This window comes from Psychrobacter sp. I-STPA10 (assembly GCF_021012795.1).
Lineage (GTDB): Bacteria > Pseudomonadota > Gammaproteobacteria > Pseudomonadales > Moraxellaceae > Psychrobacter.
This window is the reverse complement of record NZ_VFYU01000033.1, coordinates 20,467-41,812: the sequence shown is the minus strand read 5'-3', so window position 1 is coordinate 41,812 and position 21,346 is coordinate 20,467. Positions and strand designations below refer to the sequence as shown.

General features: G+C 40.5%; 21 protein-coding genes. 16 read left to right on the top strand and 5 right to left on the bottom strand.

From position 1 onward, the window contains the following. Positions 1-117: 117 nt before the first annotated feature. A complete protein-coding gene (msrB, locus tag FHK89_RS14810) occupies positions 118-537 on the top strand; it encodes a peptide-methionine (R)-S-oxide reductase MsrB (protein ID WP_230656673.1) in 420 nt (139 codons plus the stop codon). 182 nt (positions 538-719) lie between these two features. Next, on the top strand, positions 720-1,202 hold the full coding sequence (locus tag FHK89_RS14805; protein ID WP_230656600.1) for a glutathione peroxidase: 483 nt from the start codon (positions 720-722) through the stop codon (positions 1,200-1,202). A 174-nt stretch (positions 1,203-1,376) separates the two neighbouring features. Here FHK89_RS14805 and leuA read toward each other — a convergent pair whose 3' ends face one another. Beyond that, positions 1,377-3,140, bottom strand: coding sequence for a 2-isopropylmalate synthase (gene leuA, locus FHK89_RS14800; RefSeq protein WP_230656602.1), 1,764 nt, complete (start codon positions 3,138-3,140; stop codon positions 1,377-1,379). Positions 3,141-3,652: 512 nt separating this feature from the next. On the opposite strand from leuA, the gene FHK89_RS14795 reads away from it, so the two are divergent. The 3 genes from FHK89_RS14795 (at position 3,653) to argF (ending at position 6,405) form a co-directional block, all read left to right on the top strand. After that, positions 3,653-4,165, top strand: coding sequence for an Lrp/AsnC family transcriptional regulator (locus FHK89_RS14795; protein WP_230656604.1), 513 nt, complete (start codon positions 3,653-3,655; stop codon positions 4,163-4,165). Between the two features lie 277 nt (positions 4,166-4,442). Next, the gene (locus FHK89_RS14790) at positions 4,443-5,327 is read left to right on the top strand and encodes a class I SAM-dependent methyltransferase (RefSeq protein ID WP_230656606.1); all 885 of its coding nucleotides are present in this window, start codon (positions 4,443-4,445) and stop codon (positions 5,325-5,327) included. A gap of 160 nt (positions 5,328-5,487) precedes the next feature. Beyond that, complete coding sequence (gene argF / locus FHK89_RS14785) at positions 5,488-6,405, top strand: ornithine carbamoyltransferase (RefSeq protein WP_230656608.1); 918 nt, start codon at positions 5,488-5,490, stop codon at positions 6,403-6,405. A 268-nt stretch (positions 6,406-6,673) separates the two neighbouring features. Here argF and rpiA read toward each other — a convergent pair whose 3' ends face one another. Then, complete coding sequence (rpiA, locus tag FHK89_RS14780) at positions 6,674-7,357, bottom strand: ribose-5-phosphate isomerase RpiA (RefSeq protein WP_230656610.1); 684 nt, start codon at positions 7,355-7,357, stop codon at positions 6,674-6,676. A gap of 142 nt (positions 7,358-7,499) precedes the next feature. Here rpiA and FHK89_RS14775 point away from each other — a divergent pair, with 142 nt between their 5' ends. The 11 genes from FHK89_RS14775 to FHK89_RS14725 all read left to right on the top strand — a co-directional run bounded on the left by FHK89_RS14775 (position 7,500) and on the right by FHK89_RS14725 (position 17,205). Next, entirely contained in the window at positions 7,500-8,546 is a 1,047-nt protein-coding gene (locus FHK89_RS14775; protein WP_230656612.1) for a leucine-rich repeat domain-containing protein, read from the top strand. Between the two features lie 160 nt (positions 8,547-8,706). Continuing rightward, positions 8,707-10,260 carry a threonine ammonia-lyase, biosynthetic gene (ilvA, locus tag FHK89_RS14770; RefSeq protein WP_230656614.1) on the top strand — a complete coding sequence of 518 codons (1,554 nt, stop codon included), beginning with the start codon at positions 8,707-8,709 and terminating at the stop codon, positions 10,258-10,260. Positions 10,261-10,375: 115 nt separating this feature from the next. Beyond that, positions 10,376-10,921: an energy transducer TonB gene (locus FHK89_RS14990; RefSeq protein ID WP_230656616.1), complete on the top strand. Its 546-nt coding sequence runs from the start codon at positions 10,376-10,378 to the stop codon at positions 10,919-10,921. A 76-nt stretch (positions 10,922-10,997) separates the two neighbouring features. Beyond that, positions 10,998-11,429 carry an energy transducer TonB gene (locus tag FHK89_RS14760; protein WP_230656618.1) on the top strand — a complete coding sequence of 144 codons (432 nt, stop codon included), beginning with the start codon at positions 10,998-11,000 and terminating at the stop codon, positions 11,427-11,429. Positions 11,430-11,467: 38 nt separating this feature from the next. Further along, entirely contained in the window at positions 11,468-11,893 is a 426-nt protein-coding gene (locus tag FHK89_RS14755; protein WP_230656620.1) for an RNA-binding S4 domain-containing protein, read from the top strand. A 90-nt stretch (positions 11,894-11,983) separates the two neighbouring features. Beyond that, positions 11,984-12,493, top strand: coding sequence for a low molecular weight protein-tyrosine-phosphatase (locus tag FHK89_RS14750; protein WP_230656622.1), 510 nt, complete (start codon positions 11,984-11,986; stop codon positions 12,491-12,493). Between the two features lie 43 nt (positions 12,494-12,536). Then, positions 12,537-13,646: a UDP-N-acetylmuramate dehydrogenase gene (murB, locus tag FHK89_RS14745; protein WP_442966550.1), complete on the top strand. Its 1,110-nt coding sequence runs from the start codon at positions 12,537-12,539 to the stop codon at positions 13,644-13,646. 107 nt (positions 13,647-13,753) lie between these two features. Beyond that, the gene (locus tag FHK89_RS14740) at positions 13,754-14,590 is read left to right on the top strand and encodes a YdcF family protein (RefSeq protein WP_230656626.1); all 837 of its coding nucleotides are present in this window, start codon (positions 13,754-13,756) and stop codon (positions 14,588-14,590) included. Between the two features lie 494 nt (positions 14,591-15,084). Beyond that, positions 15,085-15,297, top strand: coding sequence for a cbb3-type cytochrome oxidase assembly protein CcoS (gene ccoS / locus FHK89_RS14735; RefSeq protein WP_442966551.1), 213 nt, complete (start codon positions 15,085-15,087; stop codon positions 15,295-15,297). A gap of 134 nt (positions 15,298-15,431) precedes the next feature. Continuing rightward, a complete protein-coding gene (locus FHK89_RS14730) occupies positions 15,432-16,295 on the top strand; it encodes a sulfite exporter TauE/SafE family protein (protein WP_230656630.1) in 864 nt (287 codons plus the stop codon). Between the two features lie 331 nt (positions 16,296-16,626). Beyond that, positions 16,627-17,205, top strand: a complete 579-nt coding sequence (locus FHK89_RS14725; protein WP_230656632.1) for a hypothetical protein — start codon at positions 16,627-16,629, stop codon at positions 17,203-17,205. Positions 17,206-17,356: 151 nt separating this feature from the next. Here FHK89_RS14725 and accC read toward each other — a convergent pair whose 3' ends face one another. The 3 genes from accC to FHK89_RS14710 all read right to left on the bottom strand — a co-directional run bounded on the left by accC (position 17,357) and on the right by FHK89_RS14710 (position 21,170). Continuing rightward, complete coding sequence (accC, locus tag FHK89_RS14720) at positions 17,357-18,709, bottom strand: acetyl-CoA carboxylase biotin carboxylase subunit (RefSeq protein WP_230656634.1); 1,353 nt, start codon at positions 18,707-18,709, stop codon at positions 17,357-17,359. Positions 18,710-18,852: 143 nt separating this feature from the next. Beyond that, positions 18,853-19,275 (bottom strand): acetyl-CoA carboxylase biotin carboxyl carrier protein, encoded by a 423-nt coding sequence (gene accB, locus FHK89_RS14715; RefSeq protein WP_230656635.1) that lies wholly within the window; start codon positions 19,273-19,275, stop codon positions 18,853-18,855. A 521-nt stretch (positions 19,276-19,796) separates the two neighbouring features. Continuing rightward, on the bottom strand, positions 19,797-21,170 hold the full coding sequence (locus tag FHK89_RS14710; protein WP_230656637.1) for an MATE family efflux transporter: 1,374 nt from the start codon (positions 21,168-21,170) through the stop codon (positions 19,797-19,799). Positions 21,171-21,346: the final 176 nt, after the last annotated feature.

The window sequence follows — 21,346 nt, the reverse complement described above, 5'->3', positions numbered from 1 at the left end:
GTTAATCTATAAAAACCAAAGCGAGTGTGGTAAGTTAGTCTCTAATATTTTAATGATATTTTAGGCACAGTTTAGGAGATAGATAGTATGACAGATAATTCACACAGCTCATCACAAATTAGTTCATCACAGCTTAGCTCTGAGCAGATTGCTCAACTTACCGATGCCGATTGGCGCGAACGCCTTGATGACGATGCGTATCATGTATTGCGTCAAAAAGGCACTGAGCGACCTTTTACAGGTATGTATACAGATAATAAAGATGAGGGTATTTATCGCTGTAAAGGCTGTGGGGCAAAGCTGTTTACGTCAGACAATAAATTTGACTCAGGCTGTGGTTGGCCAAGCTTTGATAAAACCATTGACGAGAGTGCGGTTGAAGAGCATTTAGACACCTCGCATGGTATGCGCCGCGTGGAGGTCACCTGTCGTAATTGTGGCGGGCATTTGGGGCATGTATTTCCTGATGGACCACAACAGACCACAGGTATGCGCTATTGCATTAACTCAGTGGCGATAGATTTAGATAAACAATAAAACCAACCTAAAATAGCCTAAGCAAAAATAAATTACAGACAATCTAATATAATTTCACCACAAGACAACTGAGTGCAGATAGTACACCCATCTAGCGAAGTTAACACCGGGGTGAATTTATAGTAGGCAGACTATAACCACGCATAACCAACAACACGTATAATAAATAATAGGAAAGTATTATGAGCAGTATCTATGATTTTAACGCCAAAGATATTACAGGACAGACAGTGAATTTTGCCGATTATCAAGGCAAGGTATTATTAATTGTCAATACCGCCAGTAAATGTGGATTAACGCCACAATTTGAGGGGTTAGAGGCGTTATATCAACAATATAAAGACGAGGGGCTGGTGGTGATTGGGTTTCCATGCAATCAATTTGCCAATCAAGACCCCGAAGATGCCCAAGCAATTGGAGCGTTTTGCCAAAAAAATTATGGGGTTAGTTTTCCAATGATGGATAAAATCGAGGTCAATGGCGATGAAGCACACCCTATTTTTGTTTGGCTAAAACAGCAAAAAGGAGGCGTATTACTTGATGCCATCAAGTGGAATTTTACGAAGTTTTTAATTGGGCGTGATGGACAAGTAATTGCCCGTTATGCCCCCACTACTAAGCCAGAAACGATTGCAGAGGATATTAAAAAAGCATTGGCAAAATAAGTGAATGGCTATTGATTTATTATTCATTATTCACTGTTATTTGCTGATTGATATTTTGTATAAAAAACCCCTCACTATCAAAAATGATAGCGAGGGGTTTTTGGCTTTAATGGCTTTAATAGTTTTGTTATTTCATCAAGGCCATCATAACCACTGACAGTGTCTATATCAGATTTATAACGCCTGAGCCAATGCCGATAACGCCCCTTTTAGCATCGCAGAGACAGTACTGGTACAGGTACCAACGCCTGAATAAATTTGACCATCAACATTGAGCTGAATATAGGCCACGGCATTGGCATTGGTTTTATCACTGCTACTATCATAGTCTTCATCAGGTTGTCTTTGTTGACTGATGGCGTGTTCAGAATAATTAGCAATATGTAAGCGTTTGCCAGTATGACGTGCCATGCCATCAATAAAGGAAGATAAAGGACCATTGCCTTTGCCATCTAGGGTGATGCGCTCACCATTGATATCCACTTCACCAGTAAACATCACTTCACCGCCTTTATTATTAACGCTGTAGTCGTGTAGGCTGAGGGCGGTTTGTGCAAGATAGGTGTCTTCAAAGGTCTGGATAATCTCTTCCGTTTTTAGCTCACGCGCCACTTCTTCGGCTTGATTTTGTACCACTTTACTAAAGTCAATCTGCATCCAGCGTGGTAGCTTAAAGCCATAATGACGCTGTAAAATATATGCCACACCGCCTTTACCTGATTGGCTATTAATGCGTACCACATCTTGATAAGTACGTCCAATATGAGCAGGGTCGATGGGCAAGTAAGCCACGTCCCAGACGTTTTCGGTTGCCTCTTTATTCCTCTCATTATAATCAAGCGATTTTTTGATGGCATCTTGGTGCGAGCCGCTAAAGGCAGTAAATACCAACTCACCCACATAAGGGTGGCGTGGGTGTAATGGCAAGTTATTACATTCACCGACTATCTGCGCAATCTCACTCATATTACTAAAATCAAGCTCAGGGTCGATGCCTTGGCTGTATAAGTTCATCGCCATCACGATGATATCCATATTACCTGTGCGCTCACCATTACCTAAAAGTGTACCCTCGATACGGTCAGCACCTGCCAATACCCCAAGCTCAGCGGCAGCAACTGCACAGCCTCTATCATTGTGGGTATGCAAGCTGACAGTAATTAGGTCACGCTGCTTTAGGTTGCGACAAAAATACTCGACTTGGTCAGCAAATAGGTTTGGCATGGAAGACTCGACGGTGGCAGGCAAGTTGATAATTACTTCTTGACCTGTTTCGGGCTGCCATACTTCTAGCACCGCATCACACACCTCAACGGCATATTCAGGCTCAGTTTGGCTAAAGCTCTCAGGAGAATACTGAAACACCCATTCGGTTTCGGGGTATTTTTCGGCATATTTTTTCAGCAAATTTGCACCATCAATGGCAATTTGCTTAATCTCTGCTAAGTTTTTGCCATAAACCTTGTCACGCTGCACACGGCTGGTTGAGTTATACACATGCACAATCGCTCGTCTTGCGCCTTTTAAGGACTCAAAAGTACGCTCAATTAAATGCTCACGTGCTTGTACCAATACTTGCAACGTCACGTCGTCAGGCACATGATTTTCTTCAATCAATTTGCGAGTAAAATCAAACTCAACTTGTGCTGCTGAGGGAAAACCAATTTCAATTTCTTTAAAGCCCACTTCAACGAGCAGCTTAAAGAAGGTCATTTTTTGTGGAATGGTCATAGGGTCAATTAACGCCTGATTACCATCACGCAAGTCTACGCTTGCCCAAATCGGTGCTTTGGTGAGGGTTTTGCTTGGCCAAGTACGGTCATCAAGCTTGGGTGCAAACGCAAATGGACGATATTTGCGAAAGTCAAAAGCGGCATTCTTTGGTTTAATTTTAGGCTCGACGATTGCTTGAGTGTTTGTTTGTGCTGGGCTGCTCATGGAAGTTCCTTAAATGAGTGGCGAATAATGACCACAGTACTTATGAATAAATAAAACTTTTAATAAATAAAAAATTGCTGTTATTAGGGTCTGTTAAACTTTCACCCTGTTAGGCTAATATCTATAAGGGAGACAGCTGTTTTTTACTTTCATGTAAAAATTGGCTAAATTTACCTTATTCTGCGTTAATGAACTTGTTAATATCCCGATATTACCTACGTTCATTGCCTTGACTAAGCCACCGTTTATTAAAATCAGTATCTCAATTTTTCCTATGAAGATGAATGTTCAACAGACCCTAGCAATATTGGTTTGTAGTCTATGAGCAAATTTGCATCACTTTGAATAAGACCACAGAACTGATTTTTGATTGTGAATATGATAACAAAAAGTGAATAGTGAAAAACGGCAAAATATTTATAAAATTCAGAGAATTTGATGGATTTATCTAATTTTTACGCTAATATTAGAGAATTACTTTAATTTTTCCTATTATTAATGGGTGTGAGTAGATGAAGACTGACCTATCTGTGCAAACAAGAGAAAAAAGTTTAGACAAGCCATTAGAGAAGCCACTGGATAAAGTTGATAAGCAATTATTGGCATTATTACAACAAGATGCCCGTTTAAGCATTACTGAGATGGCAGAATACGTCAATTTATCACCCACACCTTGTGCTAGGCGTATTAAGCAGTTAGAAGAGCAGGGGGTCATCACCGGCTATCATGCCCATACCAATGCACAAAAGCTTGGTTATAGTTTGGCAATTTTTATCGCTGTGGGTATGGATAAGCATACCGCAGAGCGTTTTGAGCAGTTTGAACAGCAAATCCAAAGTTTTGAAGAGGTGGTGAGCTGTAGTATCGTCACAGGGCGTAGTGAGGATTATTTAATCAAAGTGGTGGTGCGTGATATGGCACATTATGAGGAGTTTTTGTTGCATCGGCTCAATCGTATCGAAGGGGTGTCGCAAGTGCATACCAGTTTTGAGTTAAGAGAGGTGTTTAGCCGTTCAGTGATATAAATGATATGAGCGATATGAATGATATAAGTGATGAAGGGGTTTGTGAAAGTGAGATAAAACAGGGATAAAAAAGAGATAAACGCTGTAATTAATATATAAAAAATAGTTTCCTATATTACTATAATAACTCACTTTTATTTATTATTTTAACTTGTTACTCTATTTTTAGCGTTTGCAGTGACCTCTTGTTTCTAATGCATTTTTAATGCGTTTTTAATGTGTTTTAAGGGGGTGCTTATGTGTTTTTAATACCACTTATTGAGAGTAAAGCATTTTTATGAATCATAATAACGATATGGTAAGCCAGCCAGTTCAATCAGAGCAGTTAGCCGCCAAGTTAGACCAGACAACTTCATCAGACAATCAAACCCAACAATCATCTCAACTTAGCCATAATGAGAATGTTAATAAACAGTTTGGTGAGCGTGCCAATGCGTATCTAAGCAGTGCGGTACATGCTAAGGGACGTGAGCTACAATTAATGGCGCAAAAAGTAGCGCAAATAAACGCTGCCACTGTGCTTGATTTGGGCTGCGGTGCAGGGCATGCCAGTTTTGCCGTTGCTCCCCATGCCAAATCAGTAGTAGCATACGATTTATCTGGCGAGATGCTGACCGTGGTCGAGCAAGCAGCAGCAGATAAACAATTAACCAATATCAGCACCAGTCAGGGCGTGGTAGAAAAATTGCCCTTTGCTGATAATAGCTTTGATGTGGTGGTCTCACGCTTTTCTGCGCACCATTGGCAAGATGTGCTAGTAGCCTTGCAAGAAGCAAAGCGGGTATTAACCGCTGATGGGCTGTTTATCATGGTCGATGTGATTGCGCCGTCTAATCCTGCGGCGGATAGCTTTTTGCAAACCATTGAGCTGCTACGTGATACCAGTCATGTTCGAGATTACTCGCTTGCCGAGTGGCAAAGTTTTTTGAGCTTAACAGGATTTCGGGTAAATGAGATGCACACTCAGCGTCTGCCTTTGGATTTTGCTACTTGGATTGCCCGTATGCGTACGCCTAAGCATTTTGCAGTGGCGATAACGGAGCTGATAAAAACCAGTAGTCAGGAAGTCAAAACTTACTTTGATATTCAAGCTGATGGCTCATTTAGCAGTGATATGCTGGTGTTGAGCGCACAGCCTAATCATTTATCAGGGAGCATATAGGTTCACTTAATGGATATTCAGGCAAAAACATAATTTACATTGGTATTATTTTCGCTATACTGGAGCTTTGAGCAGTTATTTCTAATTTATCGATATATTATTAAGAAATTAATAGACTAAATTAATTGCAAACTGAACGATAGCAAAAAATAGGATAGCCATGAGCGTGCGTCATTTTTTAACCCTACTTGATCTCTCAAAAACCGAACTTGATCAGCTAATAAAACGGGCATGTGAGCTGCGAAAAATGCAGCATGCAGGCGAGATTTATCAGCCGTTTGTGGGGCGAACGCTGGGAATGATTTTTGAAAAATCCTCGACTCGTACTCGTATCTCGTTTGAAACAGGCATGGGGCAGTTTGGTGGGCAAGCGATATTTTTATCACCCAAAGATACCCAGTTAGGTCGCGGTGAGCCGATAGAAGATTCTGCTCGGGTGATCTCAAGCATGGTTGATATCATTATGATTCGTACCTTTGAGCATGAAAAGGTGCAAAAATTTGCTGAATATTCTTCGGTACCGATTATTAATGCACTCACTGATGAGTTTCACCCTTGCCAGTTATTGGCAGATATGCAGACCTTTTATGAGCATCGGGGCAGTATCGAAAATAAAACGGTGACTTGGGTTGGTGATGGCAACAATATGTGTTCCTCATTTATGCATGCAGCGCATCAATTTGGCTTTGAGCTGCGGGTAGCCTCACCTTATGGTTTTGAGCCTGATCCTGATTTGACCGAAAAATTTTCGCATTGTGTGACACTTATTGAAGATGTACAAGAAGCTGCCAAAGATGCACATTTAATTGTCACTGATGTGTGGGCAAGTATGGGGCAGGAAAATGAGCAAAATACCCGAGCCAGACGTTTTGCCCCCTATCAAGTCACGCCTGCGATGCTTGATAAGGCAGACCCTGAGGTGCTGTTTATGCACTGTCTGCCTGCCCACCGTGGTGAGGAGATTTCACATGACTTGCTTGATGACCCACGCTCGGTGGTCTGGGACGAAGCTGAAAACCGCTTACATGCGCAAAAAGCACTGATGGAATTGTTGTTGCAGGATAAAATCAAAGTTTAAATTTTATTTGATAGTCGATTTAACAAAAATAAAAAAGCCCCTAAAAAGAAAAATTTAGGGGCTTTTTGATTTTTAGTTTTGGTATTTAGAACCTGTATTCATAAGTCAAAATTAGGATATTTTTAGATTAAAATGGCGTAATATAAGGCAAATTTGGGGCAAATAGTTATTCTATTTAACCCAACATTTAACGCAGTAGTACGTCTATTTTAGGCAAAAAGCCACTATTGTGGGTTGTGAATACAGGTTCTCATAGACTTAGCTTAGATTAGCGTTTTAATGTCTCAACCCCACTGGCTTTGGCAAGCAATAATGTATCGGCTTGATTGGCAGCAAAGATACCATTACATACCACGCCAACGATGTTATTGAGTCGTTGTTCCATCTCACTGGGGCTAGTTATCTCAAGGTCATAAACGTCCAAAATCAAATTGCCATAATCAGTGACAAAGCCTTCTCGATACTCAGGTTCACCGCCTAATTTGACCAATTCCCGAGCCACATAAGAGCGTGCTTGTGGTAGCACCTCAATAGGAACAGGAAATTCACGTCCGAGGGTATCTACCCATTTGCTTTCATCAACCATACAGATAAACTTCTTGGAAGCGGCAGCGACGATTTTTTCTCGAGTTAATGCACCGCCACCGCCTTTAATTAGTTGTAAGTTTGGATTGACCTCATCTGCACCATCAATATACAAATCCAGCTCACCAACAAAGTTTAAATCCATCACTTCAATCCCCAATGCCTCTAGTTTTTCTTGGGTGACTTTAGAGCTGGCAACTGCGCCTTTTAAGCGAACTTTGGGCAATAAATCGATAAGGCAATTAACCGTACTGCCTGTCCCAACACCCAAAATCATACCATCTTCGATGTGACTAAGGGCAGCGGCGGCAACGGCTTGTTTGAGTTGTTGTTGGTTAGAGGCTTGATCAGATGATTGGTCGCTCATAAAGAAAAATCCTGTTATTGTGTGATAAAGATAGGTATCGATAAATTATAGAAAGCTATAGTTATTCTAGCCAATTTATGTAGATATTTCATCCATCAAGCAAATCTGGCTATGCATAAATTGATGTTAAAAAGGAATAACCATGCAAACTGATAACTGGATAAATAAAATATTTGACTGGGCAGATGAGTTTGAGATTGCAGATAATCAGCTATCCCGAGATAAGCAGCAATTATTACAAATGACTGAGTTAAATGTTCAAGATAATAATATTACTTATCTTCCTGATGAGATTGGCAGGCTGACTAATCTAACATTATTAAGTATTGGCTGGAATCAATTAACTGAATTACCCAGTAGTATCGATCAGCTTAATAATTTAATTTTACTAAATTTTGGACAAAATAATATTCGTGAAGTTCCTGAGTCTATTGGTAACCTTAAAAAGTTAAACTTCCTAAAAATGTATGACAATCAAATAACCAAACTGCCGAAATCTATTGGGCAACTTCATGATTTGATAGAGTTGGATATAAGTTATAATCAGCTAACTGACTTACCTCAATCTCTCATACAAATTAAAAATTTAGACTTATTGGATATTAGAAGTAACAACTTTACTAAAATTCCAAATTTTATTAATGAGTTTGATAATTTGGGATTCTTATCTATCAGTGACAATCCATTAATTGAATTACCAGAGTTTATTGGTGATTTTAACAATTTAGACTGGTTAGACATCAGTTCTTTACAACTAAAAGAACTACCAAATTTCATTAAAAAATTAACCAATCTTATAACATTAGATATTAGTGACAATAAATTAACAGAATTACCAGAATTTATTGCAAATCTTGTCAACTTGCAGGAAATTGACATTAGCGGTAATAAACTAAGTAGTTTACCTACTTGTATTAAGGGATTAAGGCATTTAAATGAAATAAATATCAATGATAATCAATTTAACCAAATCCCAGAAGTTATAACAAACATGGTTAATCTAACACAGCTTATACTCTGTAATAATCAACTAACGATACTACCTGAGTCTCTCACTAAACTTACAAAATTAGAATATTTGTGTGTTCAGGGCAACCCCTTAAATGAGCTGACACCGAGTATCAAAGCGTTTTTACAGACGATAGACTATGTGGATATTTTTCAAATTAAGCAAAAATTCAAACTCTGACGCCAACAGCGTACTTTTTTTGTCCTTCTTTTTTTGTCCTTTAACGCTCAGTTCCTTTATAATAGCCAGATTCACTATAGATGCTGTAAACACAGATAAATTATCAATTTTTTTAAGCACATAACTTTTTTTAAGCACATAATTTTAATTAGGACGATTTATGCTATCACGTTGGGTTCGAGCCATTTTGCAAGCTACGGTATACGATGCCGCTATCCAAACACCCCTTGATCATGCTCCCAAGTTATCACAACGCTTTGGTAATGACATTCGCTTTAAGCGTGAGGATTTGCAGCCTGTATTCTCTTTTAAGCTGCGTGGTGCATACAATCGAATTAGCCAGTTAAGTAAAGAGCAACAATCGCGTGGGGTGATTTGTGCCTCAGCGGGTAACCATGCTCAGGGTGTGGCGTATTCTGCTGCTAGACTTGGGTTAAATAACACCATTGTGATGCCAACTACTACCCCTGATATTAAGGTAAAAGCAGTAAAAGCGCTGGGTGGTAATGTCGATTTGTATGGTGATAGCTTTGATGATGCTAACCGCTATGCCATTGAACGTGCCGAAAAAGAAGGCTTAACTTTTGTACCACCTTATGATGATGAATTGGTGATTGCAGGGCAGGGGACGATTGGACTTGAGTTAACTCAGCAGTGGCGAGACATGGATTATGTGTTTGTCGCTGTTGGTGGTGGCGGTCTGATTGCAGGTATTGCCGCATTTTTGGGCGAAGTTGCTCCCCATGTCAAAGTGGTTGCTGTTGAGCCCGCAGAAGCAGCCAGTCTAAAAGCGGCATTGGCAGCAGGTGAACGAGTGCGTTTGCCACAAGTGGGGCTGTTTGTTGATGGCGCAGCGGTAGCGCAAATCGGTGAGCTACCCTTTGATGTGGTACGCACGCAAAAAAGCAACGGCAAAGGTATGGTGATTGAAGAAGAAGTGGTCACTTGTAGCAACGATGAAGTATGTGCGGCGGTCAAAGATGTGTTTGAAGAGAATCGCAGCATTGTTGAGCCAGCAGGGGCATTGGCAGTGGCAGGCATGAAAAAATATCTTGCCAAGCATGACATTCATGATAAAAACTGCATCGCTATTATCAGCGGTGCCAATATGAACTTTGACCGTTTGCGTTATATCGCTGAGCGTACCGAGATTGGTGAGAAAAAAGAGGCAATTTTTGCGGTCAGTATTCCTGAGCAAACAGGCGCATTTTTAAACTTCTGTCGCACCTTAAAAGGTCGCAATATTACTGAGTTTAATTATCGGGTGCGTAGTCGCCAATCCCCTGATTCGATGCAGCCTGCGGCAATTTTTGTCGGTATTGCTCTTAAAGAAGGCGATAAAGAGCGACAAATCATTGCCCAGTCTTTGGCAAAGGCAGGACATGATGCGCATGATTTGACTGAGGATGAAATCGCGAAAACCCATATTCGCTATTTGATTGGGGGACATCCTGATTTAAATGATGAGCAGTTATTTAAAGTGACTTTCCCTGAGCGTCCTGGTGCATTGCTTAATTTCTTAGAAAAATTGGGGCAGGATTTTAATATTACCTTATTCCATTATCGCAATCATGGGGCGGCAGAAGGTCGAGTATTGGTCGGTTTACAAGCATCTGATACCAGCTCACGTGCGTTGCAAGATGCGCTGCAAGATATTGGCTATGAATGTGAACCAGTTAATGATAATGTAGGTTATCAGTTATTTTTGCGTTAACTATAAGTTTTTGTGTTAAACACAATTGCCATAACATAGTGTGATTGTGTTTGCTTGAATGACTTATAACTTAAAAAATATAACTATTTAAAAAATATAACAAGGAATGTTTATTGTGAAGAAGTTAATGAGGTTATCATCTGTTTTGCTGGGTAGTATATTGATGTTTGGTATGACTGCGCAAGCAGAGCTGATTGATAATAGCAATACCCACACCCATACTGGCTTAGATAGTAAGGTGACTGCATCTAGTAACCAAAATGCTACTCAAAATAGGTCGGCACGTTTGTTACGAAATCCTCTTCATAGAGGTAGAAATCATACTAATAGCTCTATGGTATTTCGTCATTTACCAACGTGTGATTGTAATGAAAAAGGTCAGCCACTGCCACTTGATAGTTGTCGACGACAACAAATAAATATGACAGTAGCTATGGTAGTTGATGAGCAAGGAGAAGTAGTTGAAGCCTCATTAGATAAAAATAGTGGCATTGCTGCACTTGACAGAGCCATCGTTGAGGATATGAAACAAGCAAAATTCGCTCCCTTTATTGTCAATGGACAGCCTGTTATGGGCAAGGTAAAAATTCCCATACAATATGATCATACACCAGATATGCCCGCAAGCTGCTATGCTTTACGTGATAGTCTGCAAGAGTAAGAGTCGTCAGCATTGGGACAGTGATTACTTGCGCCATTAGAACGAGTAAAAATTAAACAAAACCAAGGAAAAAACTTTGAAAAATACAACATGGAGTTCAAAGATATTTATACGCAGTTTAATAGCGACTAGTTTAGTTGGTAGTAGTGTATTGGCACAAGCGGAACTGATTGATAGTTCGACTTATACCATTGGTACACAAGAGTTTCCATTAACAGGTGACAGATGGCTTATTAAACCTAAGTTTAGCTTTCCTCAACTTGCCATGAGAAGAATGAACCCAGGTGAGACTGATACGGTAACGTTACGTTTAACTGTGGATACTCAAGGTAATATTGAAAAGGCAGAAGTTGTTAAAAGTAGTGGTAATCTTCATGTAGATAGATTTGCTCGACAGCAAGTAAGAAGGGGTAAAATTCTTCCCTTTATACATGAAGGTAAGCTGGTAAAAGGGATGGTTACTATACCAGTAACTTATGTTAAGCCTAAATATGAATCTAGTGAATAATTAAAGTCTTAAATTTTAACCTGAGAACATACTAACTTATGACACAAAATAATCAACACTCTGATACTTCCAACAATCTAACCAAAGTCCGCCTTGATAAATGGCTATGGGCAGCCCGTTTTTATCGTACCCGCAGCCTTGCCAAGCAAGCCATCGAAGGCGGCAAAGTTCATTTTGATGGTAGTCGAGTCAAGACCAGTAAAGAGATTGGCGTGGGCGATGAGCTCACCATTCGCCAAGGTTCGGCCTCCTCAATGAATGAAAAAACGGTGCTAGTCAAAGCGTTATCGACCGAGCGGGGCAATGCGACCATTGCACAAACGCTTTATGAAGAGACCGAAGAGAGTATCAAACGTCGTGAGTACTACAGTGAGCAGCGTAAACTGGCAAATCTTGCTCGCCCTGATACTAAGCCTAATAAAAAGCAACGCCGTGAATTGCAACGCTTTAAGCATCAAGATTAGCATCCGCGGTATCAATACTTAGTAACTATCAATACTTAGTAATAACTATTAATGACCCTCTTTCATTGTTAAATCTATAAAGGTTTTGTTATGCCAATAAAAGTAAGTGCTCCAAAGTCTGTTCTATTGGTGTGTTTGGGTAATATTTGTCGTTCTCCCACTGCTGAAGAGGTATTGCGTCAAAAGGCAGCCGTAGAAGGTATGTCATTGACAGTCGATTCAGCGGGTACAGGAGATTGGCATATTGGCAAACATCCTGATGATAGAGCCATTGCCCATGCTAAGGCTTATGGCTATGCTATTAGTAAATTGGTGGCTCGCCAAGTTCAGCCTGATGACTTTTATCAGTTTGATTTAATTTTGGCAATGGATAAGCAAAACTTGCAGGATTTACAAGCCATCAAAGACCGCTTAATCAATGAAAATCCTGAGCAATCCGAAACATTAGCCAAATTGGTATTATTTAGTGAAGAAGACCCAATACATGCAGGTGAAGATGTACCAGACCCTTATTATGGTGGTGATGAGGCATTTGAACGCTGTATTGCCCATATTGAGTCAGGGGCGAATGCGTGGATAGAAAGTTGGAAAAGTTGCTAGTAAAACCTTATCAAAACATCAATGATAACCGTATTATCAGTGTATGCCAAATATGACCACAGTAAAGACGACCACACAACCCAGCATACAGACAGAAGTCGACTTGTCTACATATAATACGATGGCATTGCGTAGTGTGTGCCATACTGCTTATTTTTTGCAAAATGCAGCAGATGTGCAGGTGGCATTGGCAATGGCAGAAGCTCAGCAGTTGCCTGTTTTGGTGCTGTCAGGCGGTAGCAATGTTATTTTGCCAGATTATCTGCAAGCAATGGTGTTATTGCCTAGAATGCGTGGTATTGAGGTGATTACAGAAGATGCGCATCATGTTGATATCTCTGTGATGGCAGCAGAAAATTGGCATGAGTTGGTGGTTAGTTGTGTGCAAAAGGGCTGGTATGGACTAGAAAATCTTGCCTTAATTCCGGGTATGGTTGGTGCAGCGCCTGTGCAGAATATTGGTGCTTATGGTCGACAAATTGAGGATAACTTACTTAGCGTCACTGCTTATCATATACCATCAAAGCAGTGGCAAACATTAAGTAGGGCACAATGTGAGTTTGGCTATCGCGATAGTATCTTTAAGCAGCAAACAGGGCAGTGGTTGATTACTCAAGTAAACTTACGTTTACATAAAGATGCATCTATAACTCATGCTGGCTATGGTGATGTTAAGCAGTATGCTGAGACGTTAGCGGCAGCAGCAAATAGAGAGCAGATTAATCCTGGTGATGTAATGGCAGCTATCATTGCCATTCGCCAAAGTAAATTACCAGACCCTAAGCAGCTACCTAACTGCGGCAGCTTTTTTAAAAACCCCATTATTAGTACGGCGCAATTTGAAAAATTACAGCAACAGTATCCTGATGTAGTGGGATATGTGGTATCACCCACCCAAACTAAAATTGCAGCAGGTTGGTTAATTGATAATGCAGGATTAAAAGGGCAGGGAATACCGCCTATTTTGACTCATGATAAGCAAGCGTTAGTTTTGACCAATCATGCTCCTCGGTTGGAGATAAAGCATGCAAGTCAGCAAGATATTTTGGCAACTCAAAGCTATATTCAGCAACAGGTTTTTTCCCGTTATGGTATTACTTTACAGCGTGAGCCAGTTTGGATAGCCTCTGATGGCTCGGTTATTGAGCAGTAGTTTCTATTTGTAGTTTCATTTATTGTGAATAGTTGTTGCTGTATTTTAGTTAGACAGTTAATTGAAAATCATCATTTACTTAGTGTTAATAAAGAAAATATTAGCGTATGCGTCAGCAGTTTTTACAGCGATTTCGTTTATCCAAAAATGATGGCTCTGCCCGCCGACGGTGTTGCAGGTGGTGGCTTGGTGGCTCAGTGATGGTGGTAGGCTTAATAGCCGCTAGCGCATTGACCCCAGTATTTTCTAATATGGGTTTGTTAATTTTGCAGCGGTTACCTGTACCCCTTCCTGATACTGACAATCCCAATTCTACTAGCAGCAGCACGGCCACTGAGACTAATACTAATCATAAAATTGATACTGAGCCAACTGCATATATTGTCTTGGGTGGTGGTTTGACCGAACAAGAAGGCAATAGTGAGTCAGATAAGCACTCAGCAGATGAATCTTCAATTGTTATTAATCAATATACCCGTAGCCGTTTACAGACAGTCTTACAGCATTATCAACAGCACCCTTTACCCATTATTTTATCGGGTGTGGAGTCACCGTGGATGCAAGATTGGCTGGCAGTACAAGGTGTCACCAATGTGGTGAGTGAAAATGCCAGTATGAATACGTGTGAAAATGCCCGTTTTACTGCCAAGCGTCTCGCCATTAAGCACGCTTATTTGGTGACAGATGCCTATCACATGCGCCGTGCACAGCGGCAATTTGCCCTAAATGGGGTGTATAGTATTGCGCTGATTGCGGCGATGCCTGAGCCTAAAAGCTGGCAGGATTGGCGGGTAAACTTGCGCCATTCTCGTCGTACCATCTATGAATTGGCTGCTTATATGCGTGATATTATTCAGCCACAAGATAATTGCCGTCACGCACATACAGTGTCTATGCAGACATTAATGAGTAGTCGTAAACCGCAGGATATAAAGTTATTTTAATGCTTGCAATTAAAGATGATAGGGACATTATCAATGTATCTTATAAGTTCTCTAAGTTTATGATTGCTGTTTATATTCAATCCCTTTCTTCTGTTGTAGGACTGATGCAATCTTATAGATTGTCGGCGACTGGTAAACATTGTTTTTTATCAAGTGGGCTGGTTGTACGTAGTTTCAGAGGCTCAATATAATTTCCAGTCGTTTTATCAGGCTAATATTGTGTTTTTGCGTAAGTCCTATCGATGTTGTTTATATTGTCAACAGAGTTAAAAGAAAACTCAGTAGTTTGAATAAATATTAAATACACACTTTTTGTAAGGCTTTAAAGTGATACAATATTTGAATAGGAATAAAGATATTCTTATGGTGAGTTGTGACTATAAAAACTGCCAACAAAACGATGTGATTTATCTTGGGTCTATATCACCTTATTGATTTATTATTGGTTTATTCAAGCTTCTATTTACACAATACCAGAGGGCACTATGGTTAGCATGTATTTATTAATTCCCCTTAGCCTAATGTTATTTGTTGTGGGTATTTGGGCGATTCGTTATGCAGTAAAGTCCAACCAATTTGAAGATTTGGATAATGCGTCGCAGCGTATCATTTTAGATGATAGGCAAGAGCGTCGCCAAAATTTAACACAAGCCACTCAAAGTACGAAAGAGCAGCCATCACCTAGTAAACCACACTCCAAACAATAAGTGTAATGACATACTCAGTCTAACGTTGGTGCAGTTAAGTGTATATGATTCACACATGCTGCAAAATTTAGCAAGGTATGAAGATGGGATAACATTTGCTTTCGTGCATTACTTTTGATTTTGGAGTCATCATTATGTCTTTTGCTTTATTAGCAGCTGCCTTTGCGATGGGATTGTTTGGTTCACCACACTGTTTAGGTATGTGTGGTGGGCTGGTAACTGCCTTTGGGCTATCAATGCAAAATGTCAGTGCCCGTAAACGTCGAGCTTTGATAGCCACATATCATTTTGGTCGTTTAAGTAGCTATGCGTTGCTAGGGTTGCTTGCAGGTTTGATTGGTACAGTATTGCTTGCGCCAATTATGAATAATAACTGGCCTCGAGTACTATTGGGCATGATGTTGGTATTTATTGGTATGGCAATGTTGGGCGCACCCTTTTTAAATAAGCTTGAAAAAGTGGGCATGCGCTTTTGGCAAAAGCTATCACCCATTCGTCAAAAAGTATTTCCATTGACTACGTTTCCACGTGCGTTGGCAGCTGGTTTGCTTTGGGGATTTTTGCCTTGTGGTCTTGTGTATGGTGCATTATTGATGGCAGTGGTGGGGCACAGTGCGCTGACAGGTGCGGCGTTAATGTTTACCTTTGGCTTGGGTACGATTCCTATGTTGGTTGCTACCCATGAAGCGGTGGCATGGATGCGTAATCATATTGGACGATTGCGTTTGCGGCAGATGAATGGTGCCTTGATGGTGGTTTCTGGGTTGGCAGTTATTGCTGTACCAGTGATGATGAGTACCATGCATGGTGGACATCATCATGGCGGACATCAAGCAGGTATGGCATCTATGCAGCATAACCATGATATGGCTGATCACTCAATGCATGACATGGCATCGGATATGGATAGTGATATGCATACAGATCATGAGATGTCGCACATGGATCACATGGAAGGTATGGATCATATGCAGCATGAGCACCATCATTCACATTAATCAGCCATTCTATTACGATAGTATACCTCACTCTCAACTTCAACCCCCTGCTAGATTCCCCCTTTCTTAAGGGGGAGGGTTTGGGAGGGGGTATATATCAATTTAGTAAAATAAGTTGAGAGCGAGGTATAGGATATAAAATAGACAGTCACTGCACTGAATGATGCTGTTGTTAAATTTATCTCATACTTTAGTGTCTATAGATCGGAGTAAGTTTTGACTATACGACACTTGTTGACGTATAGAAATGACTGTTTTATGAAATACCTTGTAATAATTTGCATTTGACTTTAAGCTAAAGCCAATATTTTTAATCATGGTATTAGATGATATGGAAAGCTTATCTCTTGCATCACTGTCATTGGCATCAATATTGGCAAGTGTATCTGCTGGTACAGATAATGAGCCAGTAAGCCAGTCTGTTATCGAGACACACATAAGTCCAGCAATTGCAGGCTCATGGGTGTTGCAGTTGCCGACACCTTCACAATCTGCCCCATCTTCTCAGCATACCCAGTTATCTGAGGGAGATTTATTAGGTGTGGATATTAATCAGGCACAAAGTGTTGTGTCAGAGGTGATTACCATAACCCCGACTAAAACACCATCTCAAGCAGAATGTAAAGAGGCTTATACTTTTGCTGCAGATAATATCATGTGGTCTGTCAGTGGTGCGGAGTGGACGTATGGACGTTATGTGTTAAGTCATCAGGAGGAGGGATTACCTCTGATTGCAATTAATACTTTATATGATAATAATGAAGTGGATTGTTCAGGTAATCAAGTCGACCAAACAGGTGAAATGATGTTGGCATTTGTGGATTATCAATCAGATGAGCCTTATATGTATTGGTGTGCAGACAAAGAAGGTAAAGATTGTTTTATGACATTTAAAAAGCAATTGCCATAAGTGATTAGTGACTAAAGCAAATTTGAGTAAAAGAAGTAAAATTAAGTAAAAAGAAGCACAAATCTGTGCTTCTTTTTTTATGAATATGAATACCTGATGGTTATTGATAGACAGAAGTTATACCACACATGCCTTACAGGTTATGAGCAGGCTATGAGGTGGCAGTTTTTTTAAGCAGGTGCTTTTCTAAGTAATGGATATTTTGTGCTTGTTTGACAAAATCTTCATCAGGTAATATCACATCACGGTGCAGCGGTATATTGGTATTAATACCACTGATAATCAGCTCATCTAAGGCATGGCGGGTTTTGGCGATGGCTTGTTGGCGTGTCTGTCCGTGACAGATAAGTTTGCCCACCAAAGAGTCGTAAAATGTGGGAATGTGGTAGTTTGGATATAGGTGCGAATCAAAACGCACGCCTGCACCACTGGGTGCAAATAGCTGCGTGACCTCGCCCGGTGACGGTACAAAGGTGGCAGGGTCTTCGGCATTGATACGACATTCAATGGCATGCCCATGCATCACAATTTCATTTTGGCGATAAGACAGACCATATTCTGAGGCAATTTTAAGCTGTTCAACCACCACATCAATGCCAGTAATCATCTCCGTGACAGGGTGTTCGACCTGCACACGCGTGTTCATTTCGATAAAAAAGAATTCATCATTTTCAAATAAAAACTCAAATGTGCCTGCGCCGCGATAGCCAATTTGCTCGCAAGCTTTGACACATGCTTGCAAGATAGGTTCACGTACATCATCTGGAATGTCAGGGGCAGGGGCTTCTTCTAGTACCTTTTGATGGCGACGCTGCAATGAGCAATCACGGTCATACAAATGAATGGCATTGCCATGTCCATCGCCAAGCACTTGTACTTCAACGTGACGAGGGTTTTGCAAATAACGCTCCATATACACACTGTCATCACCAAACCATAGCTCAGCTTCTTGCTTGGCTGCTTGTACTTGGGTCTTGATTTCATCAAAGCGTTCAACAATGCGCATACCACGTCCACCACCACCAGCGGCTGCTTTTATTAATAGTGGAAAGCCAATATTTTTTGCTTGCTCTTCGGCATTGTGAATGGTCACAGTACCTACTGAGCCGGGAACAGTGGGTACACCTGCTTTTTTCATCGCATGAATGGCAGATATTTTATTACCCATTAAGCGGATATGGTCGGGGTGAGGGCCAACAAAGGTAAGTCCTGCTTCCTCAATTTGCTCTGCAAATTCAGCATTTTCGGACAAAAATCCATAGCCAGGGTGAATGGCATCTGCACCTGTTACTTCTGCTGCGGTTAATATCGCATTGATATTTAGATAGCTTTGGTTGGCATTGGGTTTGCCAATACATACCGCTTCATCAACAAAGCGTAAGTGCATTAAGCTCTCATCAGCAGTTGAATAGACACCAACGGTTTGTATCCCTAACTGTTTACACGCACGTACGATACGTAGTGCAATCTCGCCACGATTGGCAATGAGTAGTTTTTTTATCATTTGCTAAACTCTCTCATTAGCATTTCCCTGTCAATGCAAAGTCATTTGTGCAAAATCCATGACATTGATATTTGTCCTATGTTCATGGTTGCTAAAATAAAATGCTGTGTTTGAATTATTTGAGTAAGAATAAGGCGATAAGGTTAGTTTTTATAACGTACAACAGGCTGCCCAAATTGCACCACATCACCATTTTCGACCAATATTTCTTCGATAATACCACTTTGAGTGGCTTCTAGTGGATTCATGATTTTCATCGCCTCGATGATGCCTAAGGTATCGCCAGCCTTGACTGTCTGTCCAACTTTGACAAAAGGAGGGTCATTAGGGCTTGGTGCGGCGTAAAACACACCAATCATTGGTGCAGTCTCGACATTGCCTGTTTTAGCCGCACTTTTTGGGGTAGCAGTAGGAGCAACTTCTACAGTAGGTGCGGACATCATGGTTGGCGGAGTAGCGTAATGGCGAGTAAGGCTAATACGCTTCTCACCAGAGGCTACCTCCATGCTAACTAAGTCCTTTTCTTCCATTAGCTCTATCAAAGTACGAATTTGTTCAATATCCATTGTTTTACCTGTAATCATTGGTAGCCGTTTTGAACCGTTATATGGGTTATGTCATTGTCATTACTACTAAACTACGAACTTATGCTTATATACGCTTAACCTTGGTTGTTACATGACATTGGTTTTCACGTAACATGTAACATTGTCACTATAAAGATTATCACTATTTATCTGCTGCCTATATTTAGGTATGAACACGATAGACTGTCATATATATGTGAAAAATGTACTATTGTGCTGCCACAAATGTACTTATCTTATGCAGATAATGCTTCAATGATAAGTTTTATAATATGCCTGATTTATAGCAAAATTAGTAGTCAGATTGTATAAGATAAACTTTTTCAGTACAGTTGTACACTATCTAGACGATATAATAACCGCAAAAAGGGTGTATATACCATATTGTAACAAAATTTTTCATAAAAAACTTGACTTAACTATTCGCTAAGCAGTGAGTAATATGTATTAGTGACTGTTTTTTATTTGTATATAGGATTTTATATATATGGTTAAGCAGATTATTGATATAAATTGGCAAATAGACTGCGTTGGCGATGACGTAAGCGCAAGGAGAGCAAGACGGCTGCTAAAAATAAACCAGTGACCAGTGCTATCCAAAATCCTTGTACCCCAACTGTGGTATAGCGTACCAGATAAATCCCCAATGGTAAGGCGACGAGCCAATAACAAAATAAAGTAATCCACATTGGTATTTTGGTGTCTTGCATACCACGTAGAATACCAGCAACATTCACCTGCCAACCATCAAAAATTTGATAAGCAATGGCATAAATCAGTAGGTGCATTGCCAAATGTTGTACCTCAATATTTTTGGTAAAAGCGGCGGCAAGTTGTGGTCGTAAAAACCAGACACTGACCATACTGATACAGGCAATCAGTACTGTCCATATAAGCCCTGTTTGCTGCACATGACGCAATGCCAGCCAGTTTTTTTCACCATAACGATTGGATACCATGATGGTGAGTGCCATGGCAATAGAGATGGGGAGCATAAACAATTGCGAAGTGACTGATAATGCGGCTTGGTGGGCAGCTACTGCAAGCTCCCCTAGCGGACTAATCACCAGTGATGCAAGGCTAAACAAACTGGCTTCAAAAAAGATGGCAATGCCGATAGGCAGACCTAAATGAAACAGTTTGCGTATTTGTATTGGATTGGGTCTGGTAAATGAATGAAAAAAGCGGGTAGAGGCAAAAGTAGGGTTAGATGACCAATGCAAATAAGCCGCGAGTAATGCCACATTAATCCAAAGTACCAAGGCGGTGGCAATACCACAGCCAGCCCCGCCCATGGCAGGAATAACACCAAAGCCACCATGAATAAAGAGATAGTTTAATGGAATGTCGGTTGCTAGCCCGATTAAACTAATCACCGTCACAGGCTCAGGACGAGATAAAGCTTCACAATAGCTGCGCAATACGGCATAGCAAGCAATGGCAGGAAAACCAAAAGATACCCCATGCAAATACTGCGTCGCTTTTGGCTGAATATTATCGGGTACACCAAGCACGCCTAATACATTTGGCATCAAATTAACAATCACAAACCCCATCAATCCAATGACCAAAGCTGACCATAAAGACTGCTGAGTGATGTGGGGTATGTGATGATGATTATCTTGTCCTAAGGCTTCACCAATGAGTGGAGTGGTGGCAATTAAAATACCTGTTGCCAATAAAAACAGGGGTAGCCAGATGCCTGAGCCGATAGAGACGGCTGCTAAATCTAGGGCAGAGACTCGCCCTGCCATGATGGAATCAATCACCCCCAATGCTGCTTGAGAGAATTGGGTAATCAAAATTGGCAATGCCAATATCCAAAGACGACGACTATATTGGCGAAACTCTGCCCATGATAAAAGTGTGTGCATAACAATAACCGATTTATTTGTGTTTAACCGTTTTAAATATTGATAGGGATTAAACCAACTTTATTTTAATAAGTGATAAAACGAAAAAAATTATGACTATAAATAAGCTGAGCGAAGATAGAAAGTTATCTATCTTCGCTCAGCTTCAAGTCTTTAGGTGATATTTATCAAGCAAT

Coding starts and splice junctions, on each gene's coding strand:
- FHK89_RS14805 (WP_230656600.1), top strand. CDS start 720: ATGAGCAGTATCTATGATTTTAACGCCAAAGATATTACAGGACAGACA.
- leuA (WP_230656602.1), bottom strand. CDS start 3,140: ATGAGCAGCCCAGCACAAACAAACACTCAAGCAATCGTCGAGCCTAAA.
- FHK89_RS14795 (WP_230656604.1), top strand. CDS start 3,653: ATGAAGACTGACCTATCTGTGCAAACAAGAGAAAAAAGTTTAGACAAG.
- FHK89_RS14790 (WP_230656606.1), top strand. CDS start 4,443: ATGAATCATAATAACGATATGGTAAGCCAGCCAGTTCAATCAGAGCAG.
- argF (WP_230656608.1), top strand. CDS start 5,488: ATGAGCGTGCGTCATTTTTTAACCCTACTTGATCTCTCAAAAACCGAA.
- rpiA (WP_230656610.1), bottom strand. CDS start 7,357: ATGAGCGACCAATCATCTGATCAAGCCTCTAACCAACAACAACTCAAA.
- FHK89_RS14775 (WP_230656612.1), top strand. CDS start 7,500: ATGCAAACTGATAACTGGATAAATAAAATATTTGACTGGGCAGATGAG.
- ilvA (WP_230656614.1), top strand. CDS start 8,707: ATGCTATCACGTTGGGTTCGAGCCATTTTGCAAGCTACGGTATACGAT.
- FHK89_RS14755 (WP_230656620.1), top strand. CDS start 11,468: ATGACACAAAATAATCAACACTCTGATACTTCCAACAATCTAACCAAA.
- FHK89_RS14750 (WP_230656622.1), top strand. CDS start 11,984: ATGCCAATAAAAGTAAGTGCTCCAAAGTCTGTTCTATTGGTGTGTTTG.
- murB (WP_442966550.1), top strand. CDS start 12,537: ATGCCAAATATGACCACAGTAAAGACGACCACACAACCCAGCATACAG.
- FHK89_RS14740 (WP_230656626.1), top strand. CDS start 13,754: ATGCGTCAGCAGTTTTTACAGCGATTTCGTTTATCCAAAAATGATGGC.
- ccoS (WP_442966551.1), top strand. CDS start 15,085: ATGTATTTATTAATTCCCCTTAGCCTAATGTTATTTGTTGTGGGTATT.
- FHK89_RS14730 (WP_230656630.1), top strand. CDS start 15,432: ATGTCTTTTGCTTTATTAGCAGCTGCCTTTGCGATGGGATTGTTTGGT.
- FHK89_RS14725 (WP_230656632.1), top strand. CDS start 16,627: ATGGAAAGCTTATCTCTTGCATCACTGTCATTGGCATCAATATTGGCA.
- accC (WP_230656634.1), bottom strand. CDS start 18,709: ATGATAAAAAAACTACTCATTGCCAATCGTGGCGAGATTGCACTACGT.
- accB (WP_230656635.1), bottom strand. CDS start 19,275: ATGGATATTGAACAAATTCGTACTTTGATAGAGCTAATGGAAGAAAAG.
- FHK89_RS14710 (WP_230656637.1), bottom strand. CDS start 21,170: ATGCACACACTTTTATCATGGGCAGAGTTTCGCCAATATAGTCGTCGT.